Source organism: Stenotrophomonas capsici, assembly GCF_034961085.1.
Taxonomy (GTDB): domain Bacteria; phylum Pseudomonadota; class Gammaproteobacteria; order Xanthomonadales; family Xanthomonadaceae; genus Stenotrophomonas; species Stenotrophomonas capsici.
This window is the reverse complement of sequence record NZ_JAYFUH010000260.1, coordinates 66,418-91,926: the sequence shown is the minus strand read 5'-3', so window position 1 is coordinate 91,926 and position 25,509 is coordinate 66,418. Positions and strand designations below refer to the sequence as shown.

17 protein-coding genes are annotated in these 25,509 nt (G+C 67.6%); 11 read left to right on the top strand and 6 right to left on the bottom strand.

Features of this window, described 5'->3' with window-relative positions; all coding sequences use genetic code 11:
• The first annotated feature begins 13 nt into the window (after positions 1 to 13).
• From lipA to folK, 9 genes are all read left to right on the top strand, one after another.
• Positions 14 to 1,024 carry a lipoyl synthase gene (gene lipA, locus VA603_RS18885; RefSeq protein WP_323439746.1) on the top strand — a complete coding sequence of 337 codons (1,011 nt, stop codon included), beginning with the start codon at positions 14 to 16 and terminating at the stop codon, positions 1,022 to 1,024.
• A gap of 207 nt (positions 1,025 to 1,231) precedes the next feature.
• Positions 1,232 to 3,406: a carboxy terminal-processing peptidase gene (locus tag VA603_RS18880; protein ID WP_132865665.1), complete on the top strand. Its 2,175-nt coding sequence runs from the start codon at positions 1,232 to 1,234 to the stop codon at positions 3,404 to 3,406.
• A 94-nt stretch (positions 3,407 to 3,500) separates the two neighbouring features.
• Complete coding sequence (locus VA603_RS18875) at positions 3,501 to 4,052, top strand: DUF2242 domain-containing protein (protein ID WP_323439745.1); 552 nt, start codon at positions 3,501 to 3,503, stop codon at positions 4,050 to 4,052.
• A 17-nt stretch (positions 4,053 to 4,069) separates the two neighbouring features.
• Complete coding sequence (locus tag VA603_RS18870) at positions 4,070 to 5,323, top strand: hypothetical protein (protein WP_323439744.1); 1,254 nt, start codon at positions 4,070 to 4,072, stop codon at positions 5,321 to 5,323.
• Positions 5,308 to 6,216, top strand: a complete 909-nt coding sequence (gnd, locus tag VA603_RS18865) for a phosphogluconate dehydrogenase (NAD(+)-dependent, decarboxylating) (RefSeq protein ID WP_132865662.1) — start codon at positions 5,308 to 5,310, stop codon at positions 6,214 to 6,216. The genes VA603_RS18870 and gnd overlap by 16 nt, the downstream gene beginning before the upstream one ends.
• A gap of 179 nt (positions 6,217 to 6,395) precedes the next feature.
• On the top strand, positions 6,396 to 8,213 hold the full coding sequence (locus VA603_RS18860) for a sensor histidine kinase (RefSeq protein WP_323439743.1): 1,818 nt from the start codon (positions 6,396 to 6,398) through the stop codon (positions 8,211 to 8,213).
• The gene (locus tag VA603_RS18855) at positions 8,210 to 8,650 is read left to right on the top strand and encodes a response regulator (RefSeq protein WP_132865660.1); all 441 of its coding nucleotides are present in this window, start codon (positions 8,210 to 8,212) and stop codon (positions 8,648 to 8,650) included. The genes VA603_RS18860 and VA603_RS18855 overlap by 4 nt, the downstream gene beginning before the upstream one ends.
• Before the next feature lie 6 nt (positions 8,651 to 8,656).
• Positions 8,657 to 10,177: an ATP-binding response regulator gene (locus VA603_RS18850; RefSeq protein ID WP_323439742.1), complete on the top strand. Its 1,521-nt coding sequence runs from the start codon at positions 8,657 to 8,659 to the stop codon at positions 10,175 to 10,177.
• A gap of 119 nt (positions 10,178 to 10,296) precedes the next feature.
• On the top strand, positions 10,297 to 10,788 hold the full coding sequence (gene folK, locus VA603_RS18845) for a 2-amino-4-hydroxy-6-hydroxymethyldihydropteridine diphosphokinase (RefSeq protein ID WP_132865658.1): 492 nt from the start codon (positions 10,297 to 10,299) through the stop codon (positions 10,786 to 10,788).
• 102 nt (positions 10,789 to 10,890) lie between these two features.
• Here the strand turns inward: folK and VA603_RS18840 are convergent, their stop codons facing one another.
• Positions 10,891 to 11,628, bottom strand: a complete 738-nt coding sequence (locus VA603_RS18840; RefSeq protein WP_323439741.1) for a pteridine reductase — start codon at positions 11,626 to 11,628, stop codon at positions 10,891 to 10,893.
• A gap of 54 nt (positions 11,629 to 11,682) precedes the next feature.
• On the opposite strand from VA603_RS18840, the gene VA603_RS18835 reads away from it, so the two are divergent.
• Positions 11,683 to 12,867, top strand: coding sequence for a class I SAM-dependent methyltransferase (locus tag VA603_RS18835; protein WP_192287677.1), 1,185 nt, complete (start codon positions 11,683 to 11,685; stop codon positions 12,865 to 12,867).
• Positions 12,855 to 13,256, top strand: coding sequence for a VanZ family protein (locus VA603_RS18830; protein ID WP_132865655.1), 402 nt, complete (start codon positions 12,855 to 12,857; stop codon positions 13,254 to 13,256). Before VA603_RS18835 ends, VA603_RS18830 begins: the two co-directional genes overlap by 13 nt.
• 211 nt (positions 13,257 to 13,467) lie before the next feature.
• Here VA603_RS18830 and VA603_RS18825 read toward each other — a convergent pair whose 3' ends face one another.
• The 5 genes from VA603_RS18825 to VA603_RS18805 form a co-directional block, all read right to left on the bottom strand.
• Entirely contained in the window at positions 13,468 to 15,801 is a 2,334-nt protein-coding gene (locus tag VA603_RS18825; RefSeq protein WP_323439740.1) for a beta-N-acetylhexosaminidase, read from the bottom strand.
• 108 nt (positions 15,802 to 15,909) lie between these two features.
• Positions 15,910 to 18,711 (bottom strand): TonB-dependent receptor, encoded by a 2,802-nt coding sequence (locus VA603_RS18820; protein WP_132865653.1) that lies wholly within the window; start codon positions 18,709 to 18,711, stop codon positions 15,910 to 15,912.
• A 35-nt stretch (positions 18,712 to 18,746) separates the two neighbouring features.
• A complete protein-coding gene (locus VA603_RS18815) occupies positions 18,747 to 19,847 on the bottom strand; it encodes a glucokinase (protein ID WP_313252235.1) in 1,101 nt (366 codons plus the stop codon).
• A gap of 392 nt (positions 19,848 to 20,239) precedes the next feature.
• Positions 20,240 to 22,543, bottom strand: a complete 2,304-nt coding sequence (locus tag VA603_RS18810) for a family 20 glycosylhydrolase (protein ID WP_323439739.1) — start codon at positions 22,541 to 22,543, stop codon at positions 20,240 to 20,242.
• A gap of 290 nt (positions 22,544 to 22,833) precedes the next feature.
• Entirely contained in the window at positions 22,834 to 25,506 is a 2,673-nt protein-coding gene (locus tag VA603_RS18805; protein WP_192287672.1) for a TonB-dependent receptor, read from the bottom strand.
• Between the last annotated feature and the right edge of the window lie 3 nt (positions 25,507 to 25,509).

Sequence of the window (25,509 nt, the reverse complement as noted above, 5' to 3'; positions counted from 1 at the left end):
CGCCGGTAACGCCATGACTGAATCCACCACGCGCTCCATTCCCCTGCAGGTCGTGCAGGCCGATACCTCGTCCGCGCCGTTGCAGGCCGGTGTCAAGCAGATCGGCGGTGACAAGATCGGCCGCTCGCCGGTGCAGTTCGCCGACGCCCCGGTGCTGCGCAAGCCGTCGTGGATCCGCGTGCGCATCCCCTCGGGCAATGCGGTGGCCAACCTGAAGGCCAAGCTGCGCGAGAACCGCCTGGTCACCGTGTGCGAGGAAGCCAGCTGCCCGAACATCCACGAATGCTTCGGCCACGGCACCGCCACCTTCATGATCCTGGGCGAGGTCTGCACCCGCCGCTGCTCGTTCTGCGACGTGGCCCACGGCCGGCCCAAGCCGCCGGATGCCAACGAACCGGCCAGCCTCGGCCAGACCGTGGCTGACATGGGCCTGAAGTACGTGGTGGTGACCAGCGTCGACCGCGACGACCTGCGCGATGGCGGTGCCCAGCACTTCGTCGACTGCATCACCGCCATCCGCGCCAAGTCGCCGGGCACCCGCATCGAAGTGCTGACCCCGGACTTCCGTGGCAAGGGCCGCATGGAGCGCGCGCTGGAAATCCTGGCGCAGAACCCGCCGGACGTGTTCAACCACAACATCGAGACCGTGCCGGACCTGTACCGCAACGTGCGCCCGGGTGCGGACTACCAGTGGTCGCTGACCCTGCTGAAGAACTTCAAGGCGCAGCACCCGGACGTGCCGACCAAGTCCGGCATCATGCTCGGCCTGGGCGAGACCTTCGAGCAGGTGCAGGCCACCCTGCGCGACCTGCGCGCGCATGACGTGGAGATGGTCACCATCGGCCAGTACCTGCAGCCGACCGCGCACCACCACCCGGTGCTGCGTTACTGGACGCCGGAGGAATACAAGGCGTTCGAGGACTACGGCTACGCGCTGGGCTTCACCCACGTGGCCTCCGGCCCGATGGTGCGTTCGTCCTACCACGCCGACCAGCAGGCGGCCGGTGCCGGCGTCCACGTCTGAGCGCGGCCTGAGTACCCCGCGCCTGCCGCAGCGCAGGCGTGGGCAGGGCGGTCGCCGCCAGCCCGTGTCCGGGCGATTCACATTCTGCTACGGGGCTGCGGCTAGTCTGGCCGTGGACAGCGTGACAACGGCCGAAACTTTCGGCACTGTCGAAGTGTCCGAGCTGTCCGCAACCTCCCCCCAACGTCCGGTGCCCCGAGTACTTTGATGACTTACCGAGTTCCCGCCTTCCTGCTGGCCTTCGCGCTGACCGCGCCCGCCGCGATGCTGGCGCGCGCCGATTCCCCGGCCCTGCCGTCGTCCCCGACGCTCGACCAGACCACCACCTCCAAGCTGGTCTACGGACTGCTGTCGGACAGCCGCTACGCCTACCGCCCGCGCGCGCTGGACGCGGCCACCTCGCAGGACGTGTTCAAGCGTTACCTGGAGTCGCTGGACAGCGGCAAGCAGTTCTTCACCAAGGACGACGTGGACGGCTTCGCGCCGTTGGCCGCGCGCACCGGCGATGCGATCCGCTCCGGCGAGCTGGACCCGGCGTTCCAGGTGTTCAGCGTGTACCGCCAGCGCGCCACCGAGCGCGTGGCCTATGCCCGCCGCCTGCTGCGCCAGGAGCCGGACTTCAGCGTCCAGGAACGCTTCGACTACGACCGCAAGGACGTGCCGTGGGCGACCAGCGCCGAGCTCGACGAGCTGTGGCGCAAGTCGGTCAAGAACGACTGGCTGCGGCTGAAGCTGGCCGGCAAGTCGGCCGCCGACATCCGCAAGACGCTGGACAAGCGCTACGAGACGCTGGGCAAGAGCATCAACGAGCTCAAGAACGACGACGTGTTCTCGTTCTACATGAACGCCTATACCAGCGCCGTCGACCCGCACACCGACTACTTCACCCCGCGCACGGCCGAGAACTTCAACCAGGCCATGTCGCTGTCACTGGAGGGCATCGGTGCCCAGCTGCAGCGCCAGGACGACGTGGTGGTGATCCGCGAGGTGGTGCCCGGTGGTCCGCTGGACCTGGACGGCACGCTCAAGGCCGGTGACCGCATCGTCGGCGTGGGCCAGGGCCGTTCCGGCCCGATCGAGGACGTGATCGGCTGGCGCATCGATGACGTGGTGTCCAAGATCCGCGGTGCCAAGGACACCCAGGTGCGGCTGGAGTACATCCCGGCGGCCGAAGGCGTGGACGGCAAGCACCGCATGGTGACCATCACCCGGCAGAAGATCCGCCTGTCCGAGCAGGCTGCCAAGGGCGAGACCATGACCATCCCCGGCGCGGCCGGCGAGGCGCAGCGCCGCATCGGCATCGTCAAGCTGCCGACCTTCTACCAGGATTTCGAAGGCCGTCGCCGCAACGCGGCAGACTATGCCTCCGCGACCCGCGACGTGGCCAAGCTGCTGGCCGGCTTCAAGGCCGACAAGGTCGACGGCGTGGTGCTGGACCTGCGCAACAACGGCGGCGGCTCGCTGGACGAGGCGATCGAACTGACCGGCCTGTTCATCGAGCAGGGCCCGGTGGTGCAGGTGCGCGAATCCGGTGGCCGCGTCACCGTCAACAGCGACCGCAACCCGGCCGTGGCCTGGGACGGCCCGCTGGCGGTGCTGATCAACCGTGGCTCGGCGTCGGCATCGGAGATCTTCGCCGGTGCCATCCAGGACTACGGCCGTGGCCTGGTCATCGGTGAAACCACCTTCGGCAAGGGCACCGTGCAGAACGTGGTGCCGCTGGACCGCTGGCCGGCCAGCGAGAAGGAGCGCTTCGGCCAGGTGAAGCTGACCATCGCCCAGTTCTTCCGCGTCAGCGGCTCCAGCACCCAGCACAAGGGCGTAGTGCCGGACCTGGCCTTCCCGGCCAGCGTGGATGCCAGCGAGTTCGGCGAGAGCACCTACGACAACGCGCTGCCGTGGACGCGCATCGCCGCGGTGCCGCACACCCAGTACGGCAATTTCGCGCCGATCCTGCCGCGCCTGGAAACCCGCCATGGCCAGCGCATCCAGAACGACCGCGAGTTCCAGTGGTGGGAAGAGGACGTCAACCAGTTCCGCACCGAGGCGGCCAAGAAGTACGTCTCGCTCAACGAGGCCGACCGCCGCGCCGAGCGTGACCGCCAGGAAACGCAGCGCAAGCAGCGCCAGGCCACCCGCAGGGAGCTGGGCCTGCCGCTGGACCCGCTGGCCGAGGACAGCAGCGACGACGGCCTGACCGGCAACGAGCGCGACATCGTCAAGGATGCCGCACGCGAGAAGGCCGCCGAGAAGCGTCCGGACCCGCTGTTGAAGGAGTCGGCCTCGATCCTGGCCGATGCGCTCAACCTGCTGGAAAAGGACCGCCCGCTTTCGGCGCAGGTGCTGCCGCAGTCCACCGGTCCCGGCCGCTGGGCTGACTGAGCAACAACGCAACAGCGTGTTGAAAACGCCGTCAACGTCCCTGGACGTTGGCGGCGTTATGCTGTGGGCCATTCGATGATGGGTGGAGGCGTCCATGCGCACCTACGGGCTTCGTGCGCTGGCCGGGCTGATGCTGCTGGCGCTGGCTGGCTGCGGTGGCAAGGCCGTCAACAGCACGCTGCTGCGCGAGTCGTTCGATTCCGGCGACACCTATTCGCGCGACTTCGAGGTATCGCCGGCGCAGGCCTGCGAGGCGGCGCGCCGCGCGCTGCTGGGGCAGGGCTATGCGATTACCCGTGCCGATGCCGGCAGCGTGGAGGCCAACAAGAACTTCCAGCCCAAGGAGGACGTGCATGAGCAGCTGGTGCTGCGGGTGTCCTGCGCGGCGCGTGGCGACGGCCATGCACAGGTGTTCGCCAGCGCGGTGCAGGACCGCTATGCACTGAAGAAGTCGCCCACCTCGGCCAGCGTGGGCGTGGGGGCGCTGGGGTCGGTGTCGCTGCCGTTCGGCAGCAACGATGACTCGCTGGTGCGGGTGGCCAGCAGCACGGTGCAGGATGCGCAGTTCTACCGGAACTTCTTCGCGCGCGTGCAGCAGTTCGCCACCGCGCTGGCGCCGCCACCGACCGAAGCGCCAGCCCGGTGACGTGGTGCCGGCACGCGATGGTTCGCGTCGGCGCTGCGTTGATGTGGGTGTTGGCATCCACGGCGCAGGCCGCCGATGGCTGCGCGATGCGGCTGCTGCGCGAGCTGGGGTGGCAGGTCGAATCGGGCCCGCAGCAGGGGGTCACGGTCAATGCCGGGCAGCCCTGCCAGCGCGCCTCGCTGCAGCAGGCGCAGGCCCGGGGTGATCTGCGCGTGCAGGTGCCCGAGGGTTTCGATGCCACGCAGCGCGAGCAGATGGCCGAAGCCCTGCTGCAACAGCAGGCCAGCGTGTGCGCCTATGCGTTCCGGCTGGGCGATGCCACGCGCGCGGCGGCCCGTCGCCTGCAGGACAACCCCGGTTACCGGTTCTCGGCGTTGCAGCTGGGCTGGATCGGCTTCGGCGCGCGTGGCGCGGGTGCGCAGGGCTGGCAGCGCTTCCGCAGCTTTGGCCGTGGCTATGCGCCGAGCGGCAGCAACAGCCGGGCGCTGGAGGCCTTCTACAGCGGGCGGGTGCGCTCCGAGTGCGGGGTGGGCCGGCAGGTCGCCCAGCTCGCCACCCAGCGCGAGCTGTATGGCGATGCGGCGTTCGATGCGGAGTTCAGTGCCGGGGAATTGTCCATCGGCACCTTCCTGACCCTGCACGATACGCCGAGCATCCTGCTGGGCAGCAACGCCGGCGAGTTTTTCGCCGATGGCAAGGCAGTCCGCACCGCGGCGATGGGGCGGCAGGCGTTCATGGGCCTGCCGGGCTACATCAGCCACGTCTACGACAAGCGCTACCTGGATGACATCAACAACCAGGCCGAGAACTTCGTGATCACCGACGTCAGCGAGGCCGCCGCCCAGGCGTTGGCCCGGCATGGCGGCTTCGCGCACTACGACGCGCTCAACGCGCGGATATGGGAGCTGGCGCGGCAGATGCCGGGACATGGCCGGCGCCGCTTCGAACGCCTGCTGCACGAGCGCGATGCGACGCTGCGGGCCGCGCTGCCGGCGGAGCAGCAGGTGCTGCTGGCGCGCATCGACGCGTTGATGGGCGACCCGGTGTATGGCGGCTTGATGCTGTACGTGCATCCCAGGGGCGTGCGCCCGCTGGGCTACCACATCGCCCGCCTGCTCGACCGCAACCCGCGCACCCCCTTCAGCATCGAGCTGACGCTGCACAACCTGCACACCACCCTGTACCGGCGCTGGATCGATGCGCGCCTGCGGGCGTGTGCGGACGGAATTTCCTTCAACACAACCCGAGGTGAGAAATGGAACTGGGCATGATCGGACTGGGCCGGATGGGCGCCAACATGGCGCAGCGACTGCAGGGCGGCGGCATCCGCGTCACCGGCTTCGATCCGGGCGAGCAGGCCAGGGCGCAGGTGGGCGCCAAGGGCGTGGCGGTGGTCGCCTCGCTGCAGGCGCTGGTGCAGGCCCTGCCGGCACCGCGGGTGCTGTGGCTGATGGTGCCGTCCAAGGTAGTGGACGCGACGCTGGAGGCGTTGTTGCCGTTGCTGTCGCCGGGCGACGTGGTGGTCGACGGCGGCAACTCCTGGTACCGGGAATCGCAGCAGCGGGCCGGGCGTTGCGCAGCGCACCAGGTGGACTTCGTCGACTGCGGCACCAGCGGCGGGGTGTGGGGGCTGCAGGAGGGCTACTGCCTGATGATCGGTGGCGAGCAGGCGGTGGTGTCGGGGTTGTCGCCGCTGTTCCAGGCGCTGGCGCCAGCCGCGGACCGTGGCTGGGCCCATGTCGGGCCGGTCGGGGCGGGCCACTTCAGCAAGATGGTCCACAACGGCATCGAGTACGGAATGATGCAGGCCTACGCTGAAGGCTTCGCGCTGCTGGAGAAGAAGGCCGAGTTCGCGCTGGACCTGGCGCAGATCGCCGAGGTCTGGCGGCATGGCAGCGTGGTGCGGTCCTGGCTGCTGGACCTCAGCGCCGATGCGCTGCGCCAGAACCCGGCGCTGGATGGCATCGCGCCCTACGTGGAGGATTCCGGCGAAGGGCGCTGGACGGTCAGCGAGGCCATCGACCTCGACGTGCCGGCACCGGTGATCACCCTGTCGCTGCTGGAACGGCTGCGTTCGCGCGAGGACAACTCGTTCACCGACCGCATGCTGGCGGCCATGCGCAACGAGTTCGGTGGTCACGCGATCAAGCGCAGCGACGGCTGAACCGGAGCACGGCGGGGAGGAGGACGCGAGGCGTTCACTCCCCGCAGGTTTCATGCAATCCTTGGCGCCTGTCAGGCAAACGCCTGGATACGGCCGCGGTTTCTGCCGATTGACGGAAACTGCCGTCGATGGCGGCTGGTGTGACGCAGGGGGCGTCCACGCGTGACGAAGGAAACGGGATGGCACTGGGATTGAGCGACGATGGGTGGAGCCGCTGGCGCCTGATGGGGCTGGCCTTGGCTGCGCTGTTGATCATCATCGTCCCGGCGCTGACCCTGCAGCGGCTGTCCACCCAGAGCGTGGAGTCGGCCAACTGGGTGGCGCACACCCACGCGGTGGGGGCGCGGTTGTACAACCTGCAGGCCGACATCCGCGACGTCGAGTCGGCGGCGTTGACGCTGTCCAAGGGCATCGACTCGCCGGCGCTGCAGCAGCGCATGGACCAGGCCGACCGGGTGACCGACAACCTGCGCGAGCTCGCCGGGCTGGTCAGCGACAGCCCCGAGCAACTGGTCCGCATCGGCAAGATGGAGTCGATGCTGGAGCGGCGCATGGCGCTGGCCAAGGAGATCTCCGTCAGCACCGATTCGCCGCGCCAGCGCGAGCTGATCGAGCAGATGACCTTCGAGTACCCGATCCGCGACATGGTGGTCGAGCTGCAGCAGCACGAAGAGGCGCTGCTGGCCGAGCGCGGCCTGCAGGCGCGGCGCCAGCAGCGGATGTCCTCGCTGGTGAGCTGGAGCGCGCTGGTGGTGCAGTTGCTGTTGCTGGCACTGGTGCTGTGGCTGCTGAACCGGCAGATCGGCAGCCGTGCCGATGCCGAGTTGCGCCTGAGCAAGTCCACCGCCCGCGCCAACTCGGTGCTGCAGACCGTGCGCGAGCCCATCGTGCTGCTCGACGAGAAGCTGCGCATCGTGCTGCACAACAACGCCTTCGCCGAGTTGTACGGGGTCGATGGCCAGGACGTGAACCAGCGTCCGCTGCAGGAGATTGGCGATGGTGCCTGGGAGGATCCCCTCGTGCGCCAGCGCCTGGCCGACGTGCTGCTGCGCGGGCGCGAGCTGTGGGACTACGAGCACCAGCAGCAGGGCGTGGACGGCCTGGCCCGCACCATGCTGATCAATGCGCGGCGCATGTCGCTGCCCGATGCCAACGACGACGTGGTGCTGATGACCATCAGCGACATCACCCTGCAGCGCGCGGTGCAGGTGCGGGTGGAAGAGCTGAACCGGCAGCTGGAAGGCAAGGTCGAGCAGATGGCCGACGTCAACCGCGAGCTGGAGGCCTTCAGCTACTCGGTCTCGCACGACCTGCGCGCGCCGCTGCGCCACGTGGCCGGGTTCTCGGACAAGCTGCGCCGGCACCTGGGCGAGGGCGCCGATGAGAAGGCGCAGCATTACCTGGACGTGATCGGCAGCTCGGCGCAGCGGATGGCGGCGTTGATCGACGACCTGCTGGTCTATTCGCGGCTGGGGCGTGGCGCCATGCGCCTGCAGCCGGTGGACATGCAGTCGCTGGTGGCCGACACCCGCGCGTTGCTGGATTCCAACCTGCGCGCTGAGGCCGGTGCCGACGGCACGCCGCGCGAGGTGGAGTGGCACATCGGCACGCTGCCGGTGCTGGTGGCCGACGAGAACATGATGCGGCAGGTGTGGCTGAACCTGCTGGGCAACGCGATCAAGTACAGCGCCGGGCGCGAGAAGGCGGTGATCGAGGTGTCGGCGCGGCAGTTGCCCGACGGCAGCCAGCAGTTCAGCGTCACCGACAACGGTGCCGGTTTCGACATGCAGTACGCCTCCAAGCTGTTCGGGGTGTTCCAGCGCCTGCACAAGGCCTCCGAGTACGCCGGTACCGGCATCGGCCTGGCCAGCGTGCGACGGGTGCTGACCCGCCATGGCGGGCGCATCTGGGCCGAGGCACAGGTGGACAAGGGGGCCACCTTCAGCTTCATCATTCCCCCGTTCAACGACGCACACCACAAGGATCTCCCGGCATGACCACGTTGCGTACCATCCTGATCGCCGAAGACAGCGCGGCCGACGCCGAAATGGCGATCGACGCCCTGCGCGAGGCGCGCCTGGCCAACCCGATCGTGCACTGCGAGGACGGCGTGGAAGCGCTGGACTTCCTGCTGCGCCGCGGGGCCTACGCCGACCGCGAGGAAGGGCTGCCGGCGGTCCTGCTGCTGGACATCAAGATGCCGCGCATGGACGGGCTGGAGGTCCTGCAGCGCATCCGTGCCGAGGAGGAGCTCAAGCGCCTGCCGGTGGTGATCCTGTCCTCCTCGCGCGAGGAAAGCGACCTGGCACGCAGCTGGGACCTGGGCGTGAATGCCTACGTGGTCAAGCCGGTGGACATCGACCAGTTCTTCAACGCGGTCAAGACGATCGGCACGTTCTGGGCGGTCATCAACCAGGCACCGGAAGGCGAGTGAGCGTGCATGCCTAACAAGGGAGCACCACTGGGGCGGTTGCGGATCCTGCTGGTGGAGGATTCGCCCGAAGATGCCGAGCTGGTCAGTGACCAGTTGCTCGACGCCGGCCTGCAGGCCGAATTCGAGCGGGTCGACAACGAGGTCGGGCTGCGCCGCGCCCTGACCGAGTACATGCCCGACATCGTGCTCTCGGACCTGAGCATGCCCGGATTCTCCGGCTACCAGGCGCTGCAGATACTGCGCGAGCTGCACCCGAAGGTTCCCTTCATCTTCGTCTCCGGCACCATGGGCGAGGAGACCGCGGTGGAGGCGCTGCGCAAGGGCGCCAACGACTACATCATCAAGCACCTGCCGGCACGCCTGCCGCCGGCCGTGGCGCGGGCCATCCGCGAGGCGCGCAGCGAGATCGAGCGCGCCCGGGTGGAGGACGAGCTGATGCGTTCGCAGCGCCTGGAGAGCCTGGCGCTGCTGGCCGCCGGTCTCAGCCACGACCTGCGCAACATCCTGCAGCCGCTGCTGATCGTGCCGGACCTGATCCGCGAGCGCAGCGACGATCCCAAGATCGTGCGCCTGGCCGACGTGATCGCCGAGTGCGGCCGGCGTGGCCACGAGATGGTCGAGTCGATGCTGTCCTTCGTGCGCGGTTCGCGCCAGCCCAGCGAGCGCATCGTGCTGCAGCGGTTGTTCCAGGCGGTCGGCATGCTGCTCAAGAGCAGCCTGCCGCGCAACGTGGACCTGCACCTGGAGGTCTCCGATGACCGCATGGCCATCGAGGCCAATTACACCGAGCTGCAGCAGGTGCTGCTCAACCTGGCGTTGAACGCCATCCAGGCGATGCCCGACGGCGGGCGCCTGAGCCTGGTCGCCGAACGCGGTGGCCAGGGCCAGGAGGAGTGCGTGCGCATCCGCGTCAGCGATGAAGGCATCGGCATGGACGAGGCGACCCAGGCGCGTCTGTTCAGCCCGTTCTTCACCACCAAGGCCAACGGTACCGGGCTGGGGCTGGTGTCATGCCGGCGCATCATCGAGAGCGTTGGCGGGCATATCCGCGTGCACAGCTGCAAGGGCGAGGGGACCTCGTTCGAACTGCTGCTGCCGATGCAGGATGCCCTGCTGGCCGAAGGCGAGGGCGAGGTGCCGGCGATCCGCGCCGGCCGCGGCGAACGCCTGCTGGTGGTCGATGACGAGGCCACCCGGCTCTCGCTGCTGGGCAATGCGTTGTCCAGCCAGGGCTACCGCATGCGCCTGGCCAGCGATGGCGCGGTCGCGATGCGGCACCTGCAGGAAGCCGGCCTGCCCGACGTGGTGCTGGTCGACAGCGGCATCCCGCTGCTGTCGGCCGGGCAGCTGCTGGCCGAGATGCAGGCGATGGGCTACCGCGGGCCGGCCATCGTGCTGGAGGACGCCAATGCCCCGGCATTCGCCGACGGCCAGGCCCCGTCGGGCATCAGCGTGCACGTGCTGCCCAAGCCGCTGGAGATGCAGCGCGTGTTCCGTGCCGTGGCCGATGCGCTGGGCAGCGACTGAAAGCACTCCGGCGCGCATCTGGCCGACGCCTGCTGGCCTTATCATTGTCGCCCCCACTCCTGATGCAGGGCCGTGGTCCGCCCTGACCGGTGCGGGCAGGCCCGCAGGCAAAGCCACCGATGACCACCGTGCTCCTCAGCCTGGGCAGCAACCTCAATCCACGCCATTACCTCAAGGCCGCCGTGGACGTGCTGCGCGAACGTTTCGGCACCCTGCGCGTATCGCCGGCCTACCGCACCCCCGCGGTGGGCTTCGACGGCCCGGACTTCCTCAACAACGCGGTGCTGCTGGAAACCGACATGCCGCTGCTGGCCCTGGACGAATGGCTGCACGCGGTGGAGGACGCGCACGGGCGTGACCGTTCCGGCCCGCGTTTCAGCGACCGTACCCTGGACATCGACGTGGTGTATTACGGCGACCTGGTGGTCGAGGGCCCCAAGCACCTGCGCATCCCGCGCCCGGAGCTCAAGCACGCCTTCGTGCTCAAGCCGCTGGCCGACATCGCACCGGAATTCATCGACCCGGTGCGCGGGCTGAGTTTGGCGCAGATGTGGGCCGAGCATCCGCAGTTCGGGCAGGATTTCGATGTGGTGGCGCTGGAAGGGGAGTGAGGTCCCACGGGGAAGCGCAAACGCTTCCGTGCGGCGTTGCGCCGGCTCCCCCGGCTGTTGCCAAGGGAGGGCGGCGGGTTTGCCGCGGCCTTGATCGCTGGCTTACGTCAACGTCCGCCCGCCATCCAGGCGCAACGTCTGGCCGGTGATGTAGCCGGCATCGTCCAGCAGCCAGCGCACCGCCGAGGCGATCTCGTGCGGGGTGCCGATGCGGCCCAGCGGCGTGCGCTCCATCAGCTTCTGCTTGGCCAGCTCGCTCTTGCCTTCCTCCGGCCACAGGATGGCACCCGGGGCCACGGCGTTGACCCGTACGTGCGGTGCCAGTTCCAGCGCCAGCGAGCGGGTGACCATCTCCAGCGCCGCCTTGGCGATGCTGTAGGCGGGGTAGTCGCGCAATGGCTGGGTGGCATGCAGGTCGGTCAGGTTGACGATGGCGCCACGCTGCCGGATCAGGTGCGGGGCGGCCACCTGGGCCAGGAAGAACGGCGCGCGCGCGTTGACCGCCAGCAGCTCGTCCCATTGCGCCGGCTGCACCTGGCCGAACGGGGTGGGGAAGAAGTTGGAGGCGTTGTTGACCAGCGCATCGAGCTGGCCGAAATGGCTGACCACCTGTTCGAGCATGTCCGGCAGCGCGGCCGGGTCACGCAGGTCGGCCTCCACCGCCAGCACGCTGCCGGGTCGTTCGCTTTCCAGGTCGAAGGCCAGCGACTGCATCTCTTCGGTGGATGAATGCGCATGCAGGGCGACGCGGTAGCCGTGGGCGTGCAGGTGGCGGGCGATGGCCGCGCCGATGCGGCGCGCGCTGCCGGTGACCAGGGCCACCCGTTGGTAATCTGTCATCTGCATTTTCCTCACTCGGCTATCCTGTGCATTGTCCCTGTAAACGGCCGCACCATGCATTCCGACCTGCCCACGCCCGAACCCGAAGCGCTTGAACACAGCGAGCAGTTGGCCGCGCACCTGCGCGCGGACATCTGCGCCCAGGGTGGCGCGGTGCCGTTCTCGCGGTTCATGGAGCTGGCCCTGTATGCCCCGGGCTGGGGATACTACAGCGCCGGTGCGAGCAAGTTCGGTGCCTCCGGTGACTTCGTTACCTCGCCGGAAATGGGGCCGTTGTTCGCTGCCACCACCGCCAACGTGATCGCCCCGGTGCTGCAGCAGCTCGGGCCGCAGGCGCGGATGCTGGAGCTGGGCGGCGGCAGCGGCGCGTTCGCCGAGATCCTGCTCAAGCGCCTGCTGGAGCTGGACGCGCTGCCGGAGCGCTACGCCATCCTGGAACCCAGCGCGGACCTGCGCGAACGCCAGCGCGAGCGCCTGGAGAAGGCGCTGATCCCGCCGGTGTTCGCCCTGGTGGAATGGCTGGACCGCCCGTTCGACGACGACTGGGACGGCGTGCTGTTCGCCAACGAGGTGATCGACGCGTTGCCGACCCCGCGCTTCCTTGCCAGCGATGGCGAGATCTACGAGGAAACCGTGGAGCTGGACGGCGAGGGCCGCTTCGTGCGCGGTGCCAAGCCGGCCGATGCGCTGACCGCTGCGGCGGTGCGTCACCTGGAGCACTACCTGGAGCGCCCGTTCGCGCACGGCTACCGCTCGGAGGTGTTGCCGCAGCTGCCGTACTGGATCCAGGCGGTGGCCGGTGGCATGCAGCGCGGCGCGATGCTGTTCGTCGATTACGGCTACCCGCGCAGCGAGTTCTACCAGCACGACCGCGACGACGGCACGATCCGCGCCTTCTACCGCCACCGCGTGCACAACGACGTGTTCCTGTGGCCGGGCCTGCAGGACATCACCGCCTCGGTGGACTTCACCGCGTTGGCCGAGGCCGGCACCCATGCCGGCTTCGACCTGGCCGGCTACAGCAACCAGGCCAGCTTCCTGCTCGGCAACGGCATCACCGGCCTGCTCGAAGCGGCGGAGGAGCGCACCGACGACGTGGGCCGCATGCGCCTGCGCGAGGAGCTCAAGCGGCTGACCCTGCCGACCGAGATGGGCGAGCGCTTCCAGGTGATGGCCTTCAGCCGCGACGTGGACATGAGTGCCGCGTTCCTGATGGGCGACCTGACGTGGCGGCTGTAAGCCCGATCAAGCCGTTGCGGCATGCGCGGTTCTGGCTGTCGTTGTGGGGGGCGGCGGTGCTGGCGGTGATCGTGGTGTGCCTGATCCCGCCGCCGCCACTGGACCTGCCGCAGAACAGCGACAAGGTCGAGCACTTCCTGGCGTATTTCCTGTTGGCCGCCAGCGCGGTGCAGGTGTTCGCCACCCGTCGCGCCTTGTGGGTGGCGGGCGTGGGGTTGGTGCTGATGGGCGTGGGCATCGAATGGGCGCAGGGCGCGCTGACCGACAACCGGATGGCCGACCCGATCGATGCGCTGGCCAATACCAGTGGCGTGGTGGCGGGCATGCTCATCGCGCTGACGCCGCTGGCGAACCTGCTGTTGCGGCTGCAGCCCCGCCGCGCCTCCTGAGCGCACGCGCGTAGTTGCGGCTGCAACCGAAATTTCCTTTCAAAACAGTGCCTTTCTGCCTTTCGGCACTTACTTCGGCGAGCCCGGGACTGATACCGTCGCCAGGCCATCGGGGCCCTGTCGTGACCCCGTTGGCGCTGCTGCAAAGATGGCGCGGTGCGGGCCGCAGGGTGGAGAGGACCATGCGGACCGCACCGCGCCTTCCCGGCCACTACTTCGCCGGTTGCAGGCGAACCTGGTCGAGCACCCACATCTGCGGGCGGGTGTCGCCACTGAAGGTCATGCACAGGTCGGTGACCTGTTCCGGCCCGGCGCGCAAGGGAGCCTCCAGCTCGATGAAGCCATCGGCGCCGGCCTCGCGCGGCAGCGGCACCGAAGCCAGCACGCGGCCTTCGCAGCCGGCGCGGACTTCGAACTCGCCATGCGCGGCGACCGGCTTGCGGTAGCCACGCTTGGCCTCTTCCTCGCGCAGCAGGCCGAAGTTGTAGGGGATGCGCCCGGCGCGCACCTTGAACGCGCGGATGTCCTGCAACTGCGCGTCCTCCCACAACCAGCACGGGTTGAAGATGGTGACGTCGAAGTTGTCCCGCGCGCCCTGCAGCGGGTTGTCGTCTTCCAGCCGCAGCAGCAGGCGGCCGCCCTGCGGGCATTGCGCCAGGGTCTTGTCAGTGCGGGTCAGCAGCGATTCGGCATCCAGGTTCCAGCGGCTGGGTGCATCGGCCACCGGCTTGCCGTTGAAGAACGTCAGCGCCTTCAGCTCGGTGGGCACCGGCAGGGTCAGTGCGCCGGGATAGGCCGCTGACTGCGCGGTGGGCGTGCTGCCATCGGTGGTGTAGCGGATGTCGCGGTAGCTGAGCGGGTTGGACAGCTCGACCGTGACCTTGTTGCCGGCGCGGTCGTCCTGGCGCTTCATCGCCACCGACAGCGCCGTCTGCGCATAGGCGATGTCCAGCGCCTTGTAGCGCTGCAGCTGCGCCGGCAGGCGGGCGAGGAAATCGTCGTAGCTCTTGCGCTCCGGCGCCGTCCAGGCGATTTCCGACAGCGCGGCCATGCGCGGGAACACGTTGTGCTGCAGGCGCTCCCAGGTGCGGGTGTGTTCGGTCCACATGTTGGCCTGCACGCCGAGGATGTGCCTGCGCTGCTCGGCGGTCAGCTGCGCCGGCACCGGGTCGAAGGCGTAGACGCGCTGCATCGAGGTGAACTTGGGGCGCCCCGGCGGTTCGTCGGGCAGGTTGGTCTGCAGGAAGTCCAGGTACAGCGTGTTGCCCGGCGACATCACCACGTCATGGCCATGCGTGGCGGCCTCGATGCCGCCCTCGATGCCGCGCCAGGACATCACCGTGGCCTGCGGCGGCAGGCCGCCTTCGATGATCTCGTCCCAGCCGATCAGCTTGCGGTCGCGATCCTCCAGGAAGGTTTCCAGCCGCTTGAGCATGTGCGACTGCAGGGCCTCCTCGTCCTTCAGGCCCAGCGCGCGCAGGTGCGCCTGCACCACCGGCGAGGCCTGCCACTGGTACTTGACCGCTTCATCGCCACCGATATGGATGTACTGGCCGGGGAACATCTCCAGCACTTCGGCCAGGATGTTCTCCAGGAACTGCAGGGTTTCCTCGCGCGGGTTGAACAGGTAGGGGTTGACGCCCCAGTTGGCCGACGGCTGGGTCGGGCCATCGACCACGCCATGCTCGGGATAGGCGGCGACCGCGGCCTGCGCGTGGCCAGGCACGTCGATTTCAGGCACCACGGTGATGTGGCGCGCGGCGGCGTAGGCGACCACGTCGCGGATCTGCGCCTGCGTGTAGTAGCCACAGTACAGGTGTGGCTTGCCGTCAGGCCCGACCCCGGCCTGGCCGGCCGGCGCACGGCAGCTGCCCACTTCGGTGAGCTTCGGGTAGCGCTTGATCTCCATGCGCCAGCCCTGGTCGTCGGTCAGGTGCCAGTGGAAGGTGTTGAGCTTGTGCAGCGCCATGGCATCGAGCAACTGCTTGATCTGCTCGATGCTCTGGAAGTGGCGCGCCGAGTCGAGCATGAAACCCCGCCAGGCAAAGCGGGGGGCATCGGTGATGTCCACGGCGGGGACCTGGCCGTCCTGGCCATCACCACCGCTGAGCAGTTGCACCAGCGTCATCGCGCCATTGAACAACCCCGCGTCAGTGGCGGCGCGGATGCGCACGCCCTGGGCGCCAACCTGCAGGCGATAGCTGCCCTCCACGTTGCCTGCCAGCGACGCATCGTGCTCGAAGCGGATGCCGCGTACCGGCTTGCCGACGCGCGCCGGCTGCAGGTGCAGCGCGCTGGTCTTGCCCAGCAGGGCGATGAACTGTCCGGCGACGGCGCGTGCGCCTTCGCCGTCCACGCTCACCGTGGTGGTGGCATCCACGCGGTAGGGAGCGGCGCCGGGCTGTACCTGCTGCGGCAGCGGGATCAGGGGAACGGCGAGTGAGGGCGGTGCGGAGGTGGCGTGGGCGGCGGTCAGGCCGGCGCCCAGCAGCAAGCCGGTGGCCAGCAGGCTGCGGACGTGCGTGCGCGTATGCAGTCGGGTCATGGGAGCTCCAGGTGGACAAGCGTTATCGCAAAAAAAAGCGGGCCTGGAAAACCCAGGCCCGCTGGAGGAGAAAAACAGCGGAAAAACGATGTTGCCAGGGAGAAATGCTTAGAAGTTGAAACGCAGCGAGGCGTTGTAGCGACGGCCGCTCAGGTAGGCACCGCGGGTGAGCTGTTCCACGCCGGAGTAGGAGTGGTATTCCTCATCGAGCAGGTTCATCGCATCCAGGCCGACCGACAGGTTGTCGGTGATCTTGAAGGCCACCGATGCATCCAGCGAGGCGTAGTCCATGGTCCACAGCTGGCGGCCGCCACTGACCTGGGTGAAGTACTTGTCACGCCAGCCGTAGGTGACGCGCGCGCTCCAGGTGTCGTTCTCGAAGAACGGGCTGATGTTGAACTGGTTCTTGGAGTTGAACGGCAGCGGGCGGTCGCCGGTGGCTTCACCATCGGAGTAGGTGTAGTTGGCGATCACGCCGAAGCCGTAGCCGAAGTTCTGCTGCCATGCCAGCGAGTAGCCCTTGATCTTCGCATCGCCGGCATTGCGCGGACGGTCCACCATGTAGGTGTCGTCCTTGTTCTGGTTCTGGTTCCAGTGCACTTCCGGGGTCGACTCGGTGAGGATGTAGTCGGCCACGTCGCGGTAGAAGATCGAACCGGCCAGGATGGCGTTGTCGGAGAAGTACCACTCGGCCGAGAAGTCCAGGTTGGTGGACTGGTACGGCTTCAGGGCCGGGTTGCCGCCGCCGCCGGTCAGCGCGGTGTCGGACAGCCACAGGTACGAGGACACGTCGGTGTAGTTCGGACGGGCGATGGTCTTGGCGGCGGAGAAACGCAGCACCAGCTTGTCGGTGGCCTCGTAAGCCAGGTTCAGGTTGGGCAGCACGTTGTTGTACTTGTTCTTCACCACGACCGGGCTGTACGAGGCGGCCAGCTTCTCGGCCGACCAGCCAGCCTGGGTGCAGCCGGCCAGGCCGGTGTTGCACGCGAAGCTGCCCGACTCCAGGTCGGTACGCACGTAGCGCACGCCGATGTTGCCGCGCAGGCGGTCGAAGCTGAAGTCCGCCTGCAGGTAGGCGGCGCCGATGTCTTCGTTGATCGACCAGTTGTTGCGGGCGAACTCCTCGGCGCTGAACTGCGACATCACCGGCATCGTCTGCCAGGGCGCCAGCCAATCACCGCTGGTGATGTAGTCGGCCAGCTTCCAGCCATCGATGGTGAAGCGGTTGCCCAGGTCGCCGTAACCGCTGAAGCCCTTCAGGTAGTTGCCCGGCAGCTTGCGCGGGTCGAAGTCCGAAGCCTTGGCGTCGCCGTAGCCGGCCACCGAGGCCAGGCCGATGCCGCGCTGGATCTGGGTGGTTTCATGCTTGCGCTGCTTGTAGCCGAAGCGCAGCAGGTAGACCGGCGAATCGAGCTTGATGCCGAAGTCGACCTGGCCGTAGGTTTCCTTGTCGGTGGTCGGCTTCTCCACCAGGTTGCCGCCCCAGCCGGTGTTCCAGCTCGGCTGGTTCGGGTCCGCGCCCCAACCGCCGTCCATCTGGAACTGGTCCGGGTTCTGGAACGGGTTGGCGCCGGTGAAGTGCACGCTGCCCGGCTTGCCCGGTGCATCGGCGATGGACCAGGTGTAGTCGGTGCGGGCCAGGAATTCGCCGAACACCTGCTTCGGGCCACCCTCGGCCTTGGTGCGGCCGATGTGGGTGGAGGCGAACCAGCGTTCGTCGTTCCAGTCCAGCTTGATGTCGTAGGTTTCCGAATCGACCTGCGCGCGACGGTTCTGCATGTCGAACACGACCAGGCCATTCTTGTGGCTGGCGCTGGTGATCAGGCCGTCCTTGACGGTGAGGCCGCTGAGGGTCTTCAGGCTGTTCCAGGTGTTGCCCTGGTGGGTGAACATCGACTGCGCCATGTGGTCGAAATTGGCATCGATCTTCAGTGCGTTGAATTCGATGTTCATCTGCTCGACCGGCTTGAACTGCAGCGCCACCGAGTAGGTCTTGCGCTTGCGCTCCTGTTCGAAGAAGTGGGCGCTGGTGGAGTTCGGGCCGATCGCGTCGGGGTTGGCGTAGACGGTGTCGGCGCAGGCGCCGACGCAGGTGGCCGGCGAGGTCGGCTGCGAGCCGTCCGGGTTCGGCGCCACCGACCAGTCGGTGGGCAGGTTGGTGATCGAGCCGTTGGCACCCCCCACGCCGGCGATGTAATCCTTGGCCCGCACGGTGCCGTAGGACTCGATGCCGTCACGACGGATGCTCTCGTTCGAGGCCTGCGCCGACACGATGAAGCCGAAGTTCTCCGCGGCGTTCTTCCATGCGAAGGCGGCCGAGGCGCTCGGATCGGTCTTCTCGACGCGGTCGTTGCGGCCGTAGCTGACGCGGCCGGAGATGCTGACCTTTTCCGGCATGTCCAGCGGCTTGCGGGTGGAGACGATCACGGTGCCGCCGATCGAGCCTTCGTCGATGCGTGCTTCCGGCGACTTGAACACCTCCACCTTGCCGACCAGTTCCGGCGCCAGCAGCGAGTAGTTGAAGGTACGGGTCGGGAAGTCGGACATGTTCCAGTCGCCCGAGGCGATGGACTGGCCGTTGAGCAGGGTGCGGTTGAGCGCCGGGTCGGTGCCGAGGATGCTGACCTTCTCGCCCTGGCCGTAGGCGCGGTCGATGGTCACGCCGGGGATGATGGTCATCGCTTCGGCGACGTTGGTGGCCGGGAACTTGCCCACGTCCTCGGCGGTGATGACGTCGACGATGGCGTCGGCGTTGCGCTTGGTTTCCAGCGACTGCTGCAGGCTGGCACGGATGCCGGTGACGACGACGCGGTCAAGGTCGGTGGCGCTCTTGTCCGCTTCCTGCGCGTGCGCGGAGAAGCTCAGACAGGTGACGATGGCGGCGGATAGTACGGACTTGCGGTACCTCATGATGTCTCTCCTCATCATTGATGGATTCCGGCGGCTCAGCCGGCAGTGGCTTGACGTGGACCGATGCAGGGGCGGGATGCGTTCGCGTGCACGGGGACTGCTGCGCTTGGTGGAGTGCAAGGCTCGAGTTCCCTGCGTTCCAGGTACCAACTGGCGGCGCCGATGACGCCCAGTTGCCCGTGCTCGACCAGCCGCACGGGAATGCGTTCCAGCGCCTTGCGCATCGGTCCCTTGTTGAGGAAGCGATCGGCGAAGGTGCTGTTGGCAAGGAAGTGGCCGATGCGCGGGGCGATGCCGCCGGCCAGGTAGATGCCGCCGTGCGGGCCGTACACCAGCGCCATGTCGCCGATGGCCGAGCCGAGCAGGCCGCAGAACAGTTCCAGCGTCTGCACGGCCAGCGGATCGCTGCCTTCGCAGGCGGCGTGGCTGATCGCGTCCGGGGTGGCATGGCGGGGCGACTGGCCGCGCAGGGCGCACAGCGCGCCGTACAGGTTGAGCAGGCCGGGGCCGGACAGGGCCTGCTCGACGGAGACATGCGGACGGCTGCGCAACAACTGCTGCAGCACCGCGATCTCCAGCTCGGTGGTGGCGGCGAAGGCGGCTTGGCCGGCCTCGGTGGCCAGCACCAGGGAGCGGCCGCCGAAGGGAACCCGCAGCGCCGCGCCCAGGCCGGTGCCGGCGCCGACCACCAGGACCGGGCCCTCGGCCGCCTGGGCCGGGCCGCAGAGCAGCGTGGACTGGTCGTGGTCGATGTGGGCGGTGGCATGGGCCACGGCCTCGAAGTCGTTGACAAGGTGCACGGCCGGCGTGCCGAGCGCGGTACGGATGGCGGTGGTGGACAGCGGCCACGGCAGGTTGGCCGAGATCACCGTGCCATCGGCCAGGGCATGGCCGGCACTGGCGATCACGCAGGCGGACAGCGAGGCAGGGTCGACCGGGAACTGGCGCAGGATCGCGGCCAGGTCATCGTGGTCGGCGCAACGGTACTGGCGATAGTCCTGCACCTGCAGGCGCTGGCCGCCGCTGGCCGGCCAGACCAGGCCCACACGCACATGGGTGCCGCCGACGTCCGCGGCCAGCAAGGGCCGGGCCGTGGCGGTGGTGTGCTTGGACGCTGCTGGAAGACTGGCAACCACGAAGTTCCCCCGAAGTCCGTGCGGCCCCCTTTGGCGCTACGGCAGGTGGAGTTTCCGTGCTGTGTGACAACGATGTCAAGCTGTGTTGCAAAAAATTTTCATGTGCCGGGCATGACTTTGGTCATCCATAGACTGATGATTTCAATGGAAATTTAGATTTCATTGCAATGGGTGTCGGCATCTTGCCGCCGGCTGGCGGGTTGAAATGGATGTCCGTGAAATTTTTTGGCAAGCCGTCCGGGGTCTGCAAAGCCACCCTCCGGCGGGGCATGCAGCCGCCTTGCGACAGGGAGGAAGCGGCGCGTGGGTTGGCGCGGGTGGCCCCTGCGAGGGCCGGAAACGCGGAAGGCCACCGCGAGCGGTGGCCTTCCGGGAGACGACGGCAGGGACGGTCAGCGGGCCGGTTCGAGCCGGATCCAGTCCAGCGTCCACATGTTCGGTCGCGTATCGCCGGTGAAGCGCACGCACAGGTCGCCGCGTGCGGCTGGCGCGGTGATCGGTGCCTCCAGTTCCAGGAAGCCGTCGGCACCGGGTTCGGCGGGCAGTGGCACCGAGGCCAGCGGCGTGCCTTCGCAGTTGGCCAGGATCTCCATCTCGCCGTACCTGCTGTGCGCCGGAGCGAACTTGCGTGCCGGTTCGTCATGGGCCAGCTGGAAGTTGTACGGGATGCGGCCGGCACGCACCTTGATCCTGCTGATGCCGGCCAGGTTCACGTCTTCCCACAACCAGCACGGGTTGAAGATGTTGACGTTGAACACTTCGCGCTCGCCCTCGGCCGGGCCGTCGTCTTCCAGGCGCAGCAGCAGCTTGCCGCCGTTCGGGCACAGGCCCAGCTGGGTGTCCTCGCGCACCCGCAGGGAGTCGGCGGTAAGCGCGAAGTTGCTGGCCGCGGCCAGTGGCAGGTCGTTGAAGAAGGCCGCCGCCTGCACCTGCACGGGAACCTTCAGCTGCAGCGGCTGGCTGTACAGCGGCGAGCGGCTGCTGACCGCGCTGCCATCGAGCGTGTAATGCACGGGGTAGCCCAGCGGATTGTCCAGGGTGACGGTGACGTTGCCGGTGGCAGCATCCCCCTTGTCGCGCAGGTCCACCTGGAACGGTGTCTGCGCGTAGGCGATGTCCATCGCACGGTAGCGCTGCAGCTGGCGCGGCAGGCGCTGGGTGAAGCCACGGAAGTCGCGCTTGTCCTGCGGGCTCCAGCCGGTCTCGGCCACCGCCGCCACGCGCGGGAACAGGTTGTGTTCCAGGTGGCGGTTGTTGCGGGTGTGCTCGACGAACATGTTCGCCTGCAGGCCCAGGATGTGCGAACGCTTGTCGGCGGCCAGTTCGGCGGGCACCGGTTCGAATTCGTAGGCCTTCTGCAGGGGGATCGTGGTCGGGCGGCCCGGCGGCTCGTTCGGCGATTCGGTCTGCAGGTAGTCCATGTACATGTGGGTGACCGGCGACATGATCACGTCGTGGCCTTCGCTGGCTGCCTTCAGGCCGCCCTCGGTGCCACGCCAGGACATCACCGTGGCTTCCGGCGGCAGGCCGCCCTCGAGGATCTCGTCCCAGCCGATCAGGCGGCGGTCGTGCTGCTCCAGGAATTTTTCCAGGCGCTTGATCATGTGGCTCTGCATTTCCATCTCGTCCTTCAGGCCGAGCTGGCGCATGTGCGCCTGCACGCGCGGGGAAGCGATCCACTGGTCCTTGACCGCTTCGTCGCCGCCCACGTGCACGTACTTTGCCGGGAACATGTCGATCACTTCCAGCAGCACGTTCTCCAGGAACTGCATCGTGCTTTCTTCGGTGTTGAACAGGTTGGGGAACACGCCCCACTGGTTGTCGATGACCAGCTTCTGGTCGGTCACGCCCAGCTCCGGGTAGGCGACGATGGCCGCGGTGGCGTGGCCGGGTACATCGATCTCCGGGATCACCTGGATATGCCGCTGCGCGGCGTAGGCGACGATCTCGCGGATCTGCTCCTGCGTGTAGAAACCACAGTAGGTGCGGGGCTGGCCGGTGGCCTCGTTGCGGCCGGCATCACCGAGCGGCACGCGGCAGCTGCCGGTTTCGGTGAGCTTCGGGTAGCGCTTGATCTCCATGCGCCAGCCCTGGTCGTCGGTCAGGTGCCAGTGGAAGGTATTGAGCTTGTGCTGGGCCATCGCATCGAGCAGCTTCTTGATCTCCTCCATGCTCTGGAAGTGGCGGGCCGAGTCGAGCATCAGCCCGCGCCAGACGAAGCGCGGCGCATCGGTGATGGTGGCCGCGGCGACCTCGCCGGGGGTCTGGTCGGTCAGCAGCTGGGCGGCGGTGACGGCACCGTAGAAAAGGCCGCGGTCATCGCTGGCACTGACGTCGATGCCGGTGTTGGAGACCTTGAGCGTGTAGGCCTCGGCCGGATTGGTGGCCGAAGGGTCCAGGCGGAAGCGGATCTGTGCCTTGTTGGCGTTCTCGGCCACGGCCAGCGTGGGCCCGCCGTTCTGCTTGAGCAGCTCTACGAACTGGGCGGCGACGCGGCGCGAGGCTTCGTCATTGCCGCCGACCCGGGCGGCATGCTTCAGCACGAAGTCCTTGCCGCCGTCGGCCTGGTAATTGGCGGGCAGGGGGATCAGCGACGGTGCGCCGGCGGCGGCGTGGGCCTGCACGGTGGTGAGGCCGAGCAGCATGCAACTGCCGAGCAGGGTTGCGCGACGGCGCGCACGGAGGGACTTCGTCATCGGGGCGGAGCTCCTGTTGTAAGACGGTGGTGCCGGGCCAGGCCTGGCAGGTGGTGCGGGATTGCGGGCAGTGCAGTGCCGGGTCATGCGCGGCACGACGAAAGCAGGATTGTGCAACGGCAGCGGCGGACCCTGCGCGGAAGGTGCCCAAGGGGCACGTTGCGGGACGCCCGCCATCGGCCGGCATGCCGGTGGAGGGGCGTGGCGCACTCCCAACGAAAAACGCCGGGCCCGGAGTGATCCAGGCCCGGCGCGTCACGCTGTCCGGCGATGTTGCGTGCCGGGATGGATCAGAACTTGATGCGGGCGTTCAAGTAGTACTGGCGACCGTTGTTGTAGAACGCAACCGGAATGGCCGAGCTCTGGTAGTACTTGTAGGTCGGGTCGTTGAGGTTCAGCGCATCCAGGCTGAAGCTCAGCCAGTCGGTGGCCTTGTAGTTCAACGAGACCGACACGGTGCCGAACGAATCCTGGTAGTACGGATTCACCGAGGACAGGCCGATCAGGAACGAGGAGCGGTAGGTGTAGCCGACGCGCGCACCGAAGGTGTCGTTCTCGAAGTAGGCACCGACGTTGTAGGTGTCCTTCGAGTTGCCGAGCAGGTTGTTGCTGCCGTCGGCCCAGGTGTGCGAGGTGCTGCCGTCGGAGTAGGTGTAGTTGGCATCGATGCCGAAGTACTCGCCGATCGGCTGCTGGTAAGCCACTTCCAGGCCCTGCACCTGCGCGTTGGCGTTGGTCGGCAGCGAGATCTCGTACTGCTCAAGCTGATTGGTCAGCTCGCTGAACAGCATCTGCTTCTCGGTGCCGTAGGCCACGTAGTCCTTCATGTTCATCGAGAACACGCCGAACGACAGCAGGCCGCGCGGCATGAAGTACCACTCCACGTTGGCGTCGAAGTTGGTGGAGACCACTGGCTTCAGGTTCGGGTTGCCGGCCGAACCGGTCTTGTCCAGGTCCGAGCCGGAGGCCGAAGCACCCAGTGCCGAGTAGTCCGGCAGGGTCTGGGTCTGCGAAGCGGCGACGCGGAACACCAGGTTCTCGGCCAGGTCGAACTTGAAGTTGGCGCTGGGTAGCAGGCGACGGTGGGTGTTGCTGTATGCCAGCGCCTCCCACATGCCGAACAGGCTGCTCACGTCAGCGTTGGCGGCATTGCTGACCGCACGGTAGGAGTCGATGTCCTGGTTCACGCTGACGTAGCGCAGGCCGATGTTGCCGGCCCAGTTGTCGCCGGTGAAGTTGGCCTGGACGTAGGCGGCCAGGTTCTTCTCCTCGACCTTCCATTCCGAGCCGTAGTTGTGGCGGCCGGTCGGGCCGTCGTTGTTGGACAGCCAAGTGGAGTTGTTGGTGATGGCTTCCTTCAGCGCGCCCGGGGTGAAGTACCACAGGTTGCGCGGGAAGTTGCCGCCGATGCCGCTGGCGAAGCCGCTGGGGTAGTTGGCGGTGGCGCCGTTCTGCAGGTCCGACCAGATGTCGCCCGGGCTGGCGCCTTCCGGCGACATGGCTTCACGGCTGTGCTTGGCAAAGCGCAGGCCGAAGTCCAGCGAGCTCAGCACGCCGGTATCCATGTACTGGTTGAAGTCGAGCGTGGCCCACTTTTCCTTGTCCTCGGCCACGATCTGCTGGTTGCCCCAGGTGCCGAAGCTGGTCACGCCGGACGGGCTCAGGTCGCCGCCCAGGCTCCAGTCGGTCGGCGAGCTGTTGCCATGGGTGCTCCAGCTGGCGCCGCCGCCATTGGCCAGGGTGACCTCGGCGATGTACTGGCGGGCGGTCTTGCCTTCGCCCTTGGTGCTGCCGGCCTGGAACCTGGAGGTCAGGCTGTCGTTGATCTGCCAGTCCGCGTCGAAGGTCAGGTAGTTGGTCTTGGCCGACGACTCGCGGTAGATCATGTCGTAGACACCGTAGTTGGTGCCTGCCACGCCTGCGTAGGTGGCGTTGGTGAGCACGCCGTCCTTGACCACGTAACCGGCCTGCGGGGCCTGCGAGTTGGCGAAGTTGCCGCCCCACAGCATGAAGTTGCGGTTGTAGTTGTTGGCGTCGAGCTTGGAGCTGAAGCCGCTCACGCCCAGGGTCAGGTCATCGTTGGGCTTGAACTGGATCTCGACCAGGCCGCCCTTGCGCTCGCGGGTTTGTTCGAACAGCGTGGAGCCGAGCAGGCTCGGGGCCCACACATCGAGCAGGTCCGGATTGCTCTGGCCCAGGGCGTTGACCGTGCCATCGGCATTGCGGCCCATCTTGAACCAGCCACCCGGGAACTCCTGGGCTTCGCGGCGCAGCTCGCGCTTCTGGCTGAAGCCCTGCACCATCACGCCGAAGGTGCCGTCTTCGTTCTTGTAGTTGAACAGGGCCGACAGCTGCGGGTCGGTCGATTCGGCCTGGTCCGAGCGCACTGCGCCGATCGATGCTTCGGCGGTGAACTGCTTGGCGAACTGCAGCGGCTTGCGGGTGATGATGTTGACGGTGCCGGTGGTGCCACCGTCCATCAGCTTGGCCTGCGAGGACTTGTTCACTTCCACCGAGCTGACCAGCTCCGACGGCAGCAGCGAGTAGCTGACGCTGCGGCCGACGTTGCCGGCCTGGGACAGCACGAACCAGTCGGCCGAGCCGACGGTGTGGCCGTTGATCAGGGTCTGGGTCAGGCTCGGGCTGGTGCCGCGCAGGCTGACGCGGTCGGCTTCGTCGAAGCCGCCTTCGTCGGCGCTGGAGGAGCTGATGTTCACGCCCGGCAGGCGCTGCAGGGTGTCGGCGACGTTGTGCGCCGGCAGCTTGCCGACGTCTTCTGCGGTCACCACTTCAACGCGGGCATTGGCTTCGCGCTTGGTGTCCAGCGACTTTTCCATCGAGCCGCGGATGCCGGTGACGACCACGGTGTCCAGGTCGGTGGCGGTGGGGGCGGCTTCCTGCGCGTGGGCACTGAAAGCAAGGCAGCTGACGATCGCTGCCGAAAGCAGGGTCTTGCGATGCATGTT

Coding starts and splice junctions, on each gene's coding strand:
- VA603_RS18810 (WP_323439739.1), bottom strand. CDS start 22,543: ATGACGAAGTCCCTCCGTGCGCGCCGTCGCGCAACCCTGCTCGGCAGT.
- VA603_RS18840 (WP_323439741.1), bottom strand. CDS start 11,628: ATGACAGATTACCAACGGGTGGCCCTGGTCACCGGCAGCGCGCGCCGC.
- lipA (WP_323439746.1), top strand. CDS start 14: ATGACTGAATCCACCACGCGCTCCATTCCCCTGCAGGTCGTGCAGGCC.
- VA603_RS18860 (WP_323439743.1), top strand. CDS start 6,396: ATGGCACTGGGATTGAGCGACGATGGGTGGAGCCGCTGGCGCCTGATG.
- VA603_RS18820 (WP_132865653.1), bottom strand. CDS start 18,711: ATGAGGTACCGCAAGTCCGTACTATCCGCCGCCATCGTCACCTGTCTG.
- VA603_RS18850 (WP_323439742.1), top strand. CDS start 8,657: ATGCCTAACAAGGGAGCACCACTGGGGCGGTTGCGGATCCTGCTGGTG.
- VA603_RS18875 (WP_323439745.1), top strand. CDS start 3,501: ATGCGCACCTACGGGCTTCGTGCGCTGGCCGGGCTGATGCTGCTGGCG.
- gnd (WP_132865662.1), top strand. CDS start 5,308: ATGGAACTGGGCATGATCGGACTGGGCCGGATGGGCGCCAACATGGCG.
- VA603_RS18870 (WP_323439744.1), top strand. CDS start 4,070: ATGGTTCGCGTCGGCGCTGCGTTGATGTGGGTGTTGGCATCCACGGCG.
- VA603_RS18880 (WP_132865665.1), top strand. CDS start 1,232: ATGACTTACCGAGTTCCCGCCTTCCTGCTGGCCTTCGCGCTGACCGCG.
- VA603_RS18835 (WP_192287677.1), top strand. CDS start 11,683: ATGCATTCCGACCTGCCCACGCCCGAACCCGAAGCGCTTGAACACAGC.
- VA603_RS18855 (WP_132865660.1), top strand. CDS start 8,210: ATGACCACGTTGCGTACCATCCTGATCGCCGAAGACAGCGCGGCCGAC.
- VA603_RS18805 (WP_192287672.1), bottom strand. CDS start 25,506: ATGCATCGCAAGACCCTGCTTTCGGCAGCGATCGTCAGCTGCCTTGCT.
- folK (WP_132865658.1), top strand. CDS start 10,297: ATGACCACCGTGCTCCTCAGCCTGGGCAGCAACCTCAATCCACGCCAT.
- VA603_RS18825 (WP_323439740.1), bottom strand. CDS start 15,801: ATGACCCGACTGCATACGCGCACGCACGTCCGCAGCCTGCTGGCCACC.